Source organism: Marivirga sp. (assembly GCF_024636815.1).
Lineage (GTDB): Bacteria > Bacteroidota > Bacteroidia > Cytophagales > Cyclobacteriaceae > Marivirga.
In genome coordinates this window covers 1-5,511 of the sequence record NZ_JAGXGF010000054.1, presented here as the reverse complement: position 1 = coordinate 5,511, position 5,511 = coordinate 1, and the positions used below count along the sequence as shown (strand labels likewise).

General features: G+C 36.8%; 7 protein-coding genes. All 7 read right to left on the bottom strand.

The window, feature by feature from the left end; translation table 11 throughout:
• Positions 1-84: 84 nt before the first annotated feature.
• Positions 85-528 carry a hypothetical protein gene (locus tag Q0L29_RS04140; protein WP_296619339.1) on the bottom strand — a complete coding sequence of 148 codons (444 nt, stop codon included), beginning with the start codon at positions 526-528 and terminating at the stop codon, positions 85-87.
• A gap of 27 nt (positions 529-555) precedes the next feature.
• Positions 556-813, bottom strand: coding sequence for a cytochrome C oxidase subunit IV family protein (locus Q0L29_RS04135; protein WP_296619337.1), 258 nt, complete (start codon positions 811-813; stop codon positions 556-558).
• A gap of 27 nt (positions 814-840) precedes the next feature.
• Positions 841-1,440: a cytochrome c oxidase subunit 3 gene (locus Q0L29_RS04130; RefSeq protein WP_296619336.1), complete on the bottom strand. Its 600-nt coding sequence runs from the start codon at positions 1,438-1,440 to the stop codon at positions 841-843.
• Entirely contained in the window at positions 1,431-2,396 is a 966-nt protein-coding gene (locus Q0L29_RS04125; RefSeq protein ID WP_296619334.1) for a PAS domain-containing protein, read from the bottom strand. Before Q0L29_RS04125 ends, Q0L29_RS04130 begins: the two co-directional genes overlap by 10 nt.
• 2 nt (positions 2,397-2,398) lie before the next feature.
• The gene (locus tag Q0L29_RS04120; protein ID WP_296619333.1) at positions 2,399-4,162 is read right to left on the bottom strand and encodes a VWA domain-containing protein; all 1,764 of its coding nucleotides are present in this window, start codon (positions 4,160-4,162) and stop codon (positions 2,399-2,401) included.
• A 68-nt stretch (positions 4,163-4,230) separates the two neighbouring features.
• On the bottom strand, positions 4,231-5,007 hold the full coding sequence (locus tag Q0L29_RS04115) for a CbbQ/NirQ/NorQ/GpvN family protein (RefSeq protein WP_296619331.1): 777 nt from the start codon (positions 5,005-5,007) through the stop codon (positions 4,231-4,233).
• Positions 5,008-5,146: 139 nt separating this feature from the next.
• A partial coding sequence (locus tag Q0L29_RS04110; RefSeq protein ID WP_296619330.1) for a cbb3-type cytochrome c oxidase subunit I occupies positions 5,147-5,511 on the bottom strand: 365 nt, incomplete at its 5' end.

Here is a 5,511-nt window from a genome sequence, read left to right as displayed (position 1 = left end):
TATTAAGCCACTGACTTTAATCCTTCCTGCTGGTGCGAGCTTCCCAGCTCGTACCATTTTACTGCAGGAAAAATTGAATTTACATCACTGAAAATGCTGATGGTAAATTTCATACGATTCTTCCAATTGTTTGATAATAGCTTTTGCATCTTTTTCCGATTCAGCATTCTGCAGTGACTTTACCAACTGAAGATGTGGACGAAGCCATTTATGAAGTTCATCATGGCTCTTTCCTTTCATGGTGCAACTTGAAATCAATTGATCGTTTTGTGCTTTTAATTGATCAGCAAGTTCTAAATGGCTTGTATTATTCGAAGCATTATAGGATTGAAGAATAACTTCTGATTGACTTAAAAATGGTTGCATTTCTTCATTCACCACCCATTTTTCTCCCTGATTCAATTCTATTTCAATATTTTTATTTTCATGCTCAGAGTGCGCTTCTTCATTTCCTTGCTTTTTTCCATTGCAATTCATTAAAACCGCACTTATAAGTATAATAATTGAAATTGATTTAATATAATTCATCGTTTTTAATTTAAGGTAAAATAAAACTTACAATATTTGAACTCCCCCAAAAACACCCACTATTAAAGCAGTTACTACGGCCAGAAGGATCACACTGAATTTCCAAATTCCATGGGCTTTGCGCAATTCCATATATTCCATTATTACTAAAATAAATTTAAATACAGCAAGAGTCATTACTATTCCTGCAGGAATCCACAGCTGATCCATTTCCATACCTGAAACATAAGCACTTGTAACGGTCAAAATTATCAATACTAGGTAAACTAAAATCAATCTTTTCATTTTATTAAAATTTTAAAGTTTCAATCATTAAAATATCAAGTAAAGAGCAGGGAAAAGCAACAGCCAAATTAAATCACACATATGCCAAAATGCTCCCCCTGCTTCAATATCTACTATTTTGACTGGGTTTTTCTTATTTGTAATTTTCAGTAGGATTAGGGTTAGAATTACTAAGCCCACTATTACATGAATAAAATGGAAGCCGGTTAACAGCCAGTAAAAGGTGAAAAACATGTTTTCATCAAGCCCTAAGCCGACATTTAATTTTTCCTCGTATTCAAACCACTTAATGACTAAAAATGCAGAGCCGATTAAAATAGTAGCAAGCATGGAATAAATACCGTTTCTGACATTTTCCTTTTTAAAGTAATGAACTGCAGCGGCCATGAAAAAACCACTTGTTAACAATACAATAGTGTTAATACTCCCAAGCGTTTTATTTAAAACCGCAGTTGATTGAGCGAATAGCTCCGGCTCCTGAAATCTGTAATAAATCAAACCTGCTAAAGCCAGTCCAAAAGTAAACACTTCTAGTAAGATCAAAATCCATAGCAAGATTCCCCCTGGAGGTGACGATATGGCTTTATAATTGATTTCATTTTGCTGAATTCTTGATGTTATTCCCATTCCAGTAGTCTATTTTCTCCTTCAATGTCTTTTATTTCTGTGATGTCTTGTGACATTTCCACCACTCCTTTATAGTTTTTCTGATGGTCGCGAACCGCGAAATACCGGATGTATATTAAGCGTCCTTTGAAATTGATCCAGAAAGAAGCTTCACTCTTAGTCCCTGCCTTGAAAGCTTCCAAAATTTTTAAAACTTTGCCTACACTTTTCGGTGGGTGACAGAATTTGACTTCTCTACCGATAATTCCAGCACTTCTAGGGAATACCCGCTCCTCACCTCTGTTATAGAAAATAACTTTATCATTTTCATCCACATAAGTGATGTCAACAGGAATGGTTCTGAACAGCAAATTGACTTGTTCCACTGTCATGTAACCCTCATCATAATGATTGCTTTCTTCGTCCAAAAATGAGAGGTCTTTTGTACTTTCATCTTGGGAAGGATGCACATATGCTGGTGCTTCCTTTGGGGCAGGTTCACAGCCGGGCATCCAGCCTATTTCTACTTCTCCTTTTTCCATCTCTTTCCAATCCTGCTCTTCTAATATTTCAAGAGCATTGGGAAATAAAACGCTTTGTTCTACAGCCATCAAATTATTGATACCATCTAACAGATAGTGAATATTTTGATCTATTTTTTCGAATTCTCTTTCCTCAAAGGCTTTTCTCAGCAATCTAATCTGATCTCTTAAATTGTCATGAAAAGACCACATATTCTGAGAAGGCCCGTCCCATCCTCGTTTTTCCAGATAGGGGAAAAGTTGATTTTCCTTACGCTCAAACCTCTTATCAATAGTGCTCAATTTGTTGAAGAGATTGAAAAACACTTGTGGCTCTTCTGAAGCCTTTACAGTACGCAGTTCCCAGATGGTATTCTGTAGAAGCTCAATCTCTTTTATATAATGATTAAGCGGATGCCATTCGGGCAATTTTGCTATTTCTTCAGGTATTTGCATGTCTATTGATTTTTAATTTTTGTATATAATTTTACCAATGAGTGGATTAGATCGTCTGGTCGTGAAAGAATCTGATAGTGGTTTTGCCCGAACATCTGTGGTAAATAATATTTTGCTTGTGATTCAATGGCTATTGCATAGGAATTGATATTCATTTGATTGAATTCTTTCAAGGCTTGCTTCACATCCTGCACACCATATTTACCCTCATATCTATCATAATCATTGGGCTTGCCATCACTCAGCAAAATCACCCATTTATTCTGGCTTTCCCTATTTTGCAGTCTGTTGCCGGCATGTCTTAGTGCAGTACCAATTCTGGTATACCCACTTGGCGCAATTGCCCCCACTTTGTAGCGGGCGCTTGACCATTTTTCATCAAAATCTTTGATGGTAAGATAGCTAGAGTGATTTCTGGTTTTGGAATAGAAACCGTCAATACAGAAATCAATGCCAAATTCATTCAAGATTTCGCCAAAAAGAATAGAGACCTCTTTTTCTACATCCAATACTTTTCGATTATTGACATAACTGTCACTGGAAAGACTTAAATCCAATAATAGCGTAAGTGAAAGGTCTTTTTCCTTTTTCCGATTATCAACATAGATGTTCTCATCAGGTGATTTTTTGGCTTGAATATCAGTGTAGAAATCTACCAAAGCATCGAGGTCGAAATTACCTCCGGAAGTAAGCCTTTTTTGTTGCTGAGCTTTATTGTTTATGGAAGCCACCATCTTTCTTAAAGAATTCAAGACACTTTTATTCTTCTGGATGGTGTTTTGATAGTAATGAGTATCCGTTTCCTTCAAAAAATCAGGAAATAGTTTACAAAAATCCCTCTTGTAGCAATTGGATTTATAATTCCATTCATCATAAAGAATATAAAATGCATCGCTCTCTTTTTCTGCACTTTCTGCAATAGTGGTTTGCTCTACGAAATCTGCTTGATAAACTGAATGTACTGCTTCATCAACTCGTACTGTTTGACGCATTTTAAGTTCCTCCAATGCATCCTGATGTTTTTCAAGTTCATCCGAGCCATCAAAATCACGCCATAGCCCATCATGTTCTTCGGCAGTTTCTACTTTTTCAAAATTATGCAACAACACATAATCTTCTTGTTGCTTTTTGTCGATGGTCAGGCTTTTGATTTCTTCTACTGCCTTGGTTTTAATTATGGTATCCGCCTTGTTTTGAGCTTTATGGAATTTATTATCAAAATTTTCTAACTTCTCCGGCTCTTGCTCAGCTTTTTGCGGCTTCATCCACTTTCCATAAAGCATGCTAAAGTCCGCCTGATGATTAGCTTCTGCCTTATCATTAAAATATTGATGAAATCTAGTGTGTAATTCTTCTGTAACTGGAAATTCTGCAAAAAGCTCGGGCAAAATCTCTTTAGCACTTTCCGTGGCCATTTGCCTTGAAAGGGTAAGGTCATCTTCTGCATGCTCCCAGTTTATATGCTTTTCTTTTTGAACACATAAATAAGTCAAGCGGAAGAAATAGAAAGAGAGATTTTCTTCTTTAGTCGGGAATTCCGAAAAATTGATAGGCAGAAAGAAATTATTGCCTTTATAGCCTCCCTCGGCTTCAGCAGGGTAAATCTCTATAGCACTGCCGCTGATAGCTCTTGCTAATAAAGTCAGCCTGGGTTTAATTTCCTCTAGGCTTACTTTTTGCGGAAGCTGCTCATTTTGCTTTGCTTTCTTGTTTTTAAAGTATTTGGCTACCTTTCCAAATATCCATTCATCCGGCTCAAATCCCATGTCTTAATATTTTAGAATTATCTCTTCTGAATTAATCCGACAGTTGATGCGTGAAACTCCGTGCCCGATTAAATCATTAAATCACATAGATCTTTTAAGGAAGTGGTGGTGTGTTCATCATCAGATAGCGGTTCCACTACCGCAACATGCATACTTTGCCTTTTGGCCAATCCACTTTTAATCAAAATTGAGGCATCCACCAATAGTCGGGTCGAAACCGTCTCAGCCAATCCTAATTCTGTCAGATTTCTGATTTTGTTGCCTATGTTCACTATTTTCTTGGCATTGCTATGGTCTATGCCACTTTCATTTTCCAGGATAAGCATTTCAATATCAGCTTTAGGATAATCAAAAGAAAGAGCAATAAATCGTTGTCTGGTGGATGGCTTTAATTCTTTATAGCCTTTTTGGTAACCGGGATTATAAGAAGCAACCAGCATAAAATTGGGGTCTGCTTTAATTGTTTCTCCAAGTTTATCAATGAAAAGTTCACGCCTGTGGTCGGTCAAAGAGTGAATCGCTACTATCACATCAGGTCTGGCTTCAGCTACTTCATCCAAATACAGGATGGCCCCTTCTTTCACCGCTTTCGAAAGTGGACCATCAATCCAAACAGTCTCAGCGCCTTTAATGATATACCTTCCAATTAAATCCGTTGCGGATGTTTCTTCATGACAGCATACTGTAATTAACTTTTGATTAAGTTGTTCTGCCATGTATTCCACAAATCGTGATTTACCACTTCCTGTCGGGCCTTTAAGCAAGAGCGGGATTTTGTTTTTAAAGCTGTGTTCAAAAACTTCCTTTTCATTATGTATTTCCTGATAAAAAACTGAATTTTCCATCTTTTGATATTTAAATTGTTGAAGCAAAAATTAGTTATGTATTCAATAAGGATAAAGAAAGGGCGGAGCCGATTTATGGATTTTACTACATAAAATCGACAAGCAAACTCCGCACCTATTAACCATCACTAACCATAGTCTATGAAACTAATTCTGCTTGATTTTTTGACTTACTTGTATTATCAGATTCGTCATCAAATGGATTTTCACTTTCCAGTGCTTCATCCGTTGGTCTTCCATATTTGATAAATTCATATATATAAATGCCAATGCCTACGGTGAAAAGTGTTGCACAAAGTAGCATTACCACAAAGTGAATTTTCACTTCTTCCTGCACGATCATAAATTCCATTTTCAATTTTCTTTCCAGATAAACTTGAACTACCCCGGCTACTCCCATGGCGGTCACCATTCCTAACATACCAATATTTGAGAGCCAGAATGCTAAATGTCCGTTCGTTTTGTCATATCTCTTCCGGCCTGTCATGTTGGGCATACTGTAAC

Excerpts from the sequence above, each read along its gene's own strand:
- Q0L29_RS04120 (WP_296619333.1), bottom strand. The coding sequence starts at position 4,162 with ATGGGATTTGAGCCGGATGAATGGATATTTGGAAAGGTAGCCAAATAC.
- Q0L29_RS04140 (WP_296619339.1), bottom strand. The coding sequence starts at position 528 with ATGAATTATATTAAATCAATTTCAATTATTATACTTATAAGTGCGGTT.
- Q0L29_RS04125 (WP_296619334.1), bottom strand. The coding sequence starts at position 2,396 with ATGCAAATACCTGAAGAAATAGCAAAATTGCCCGAATGGCATCCGCTT.
- Q0L29_RS04135 (WP_296619337.1), bottom strand. The coding sequence starts at position 813 with ATGAAAAGATTGATTTTAGTTTACCTAGTATTGATAATTTTGACCGTT.
- Q0L29_RS04130 (WP_296619336.1), bottom strand. The coding sequence starts at position 1,440 with ATGGGAATAACATCAAGAATTCAGCAAAATGAAATCAATTATAAAGCC.
- Q0L29_RS04115 (WP_296619331.1), bottom strand. The coding sequence starts at position 5,007 with ATGGAAAATTCAGTTTTTTATCAGGAAATACATAATGAAAAGGAAGTT.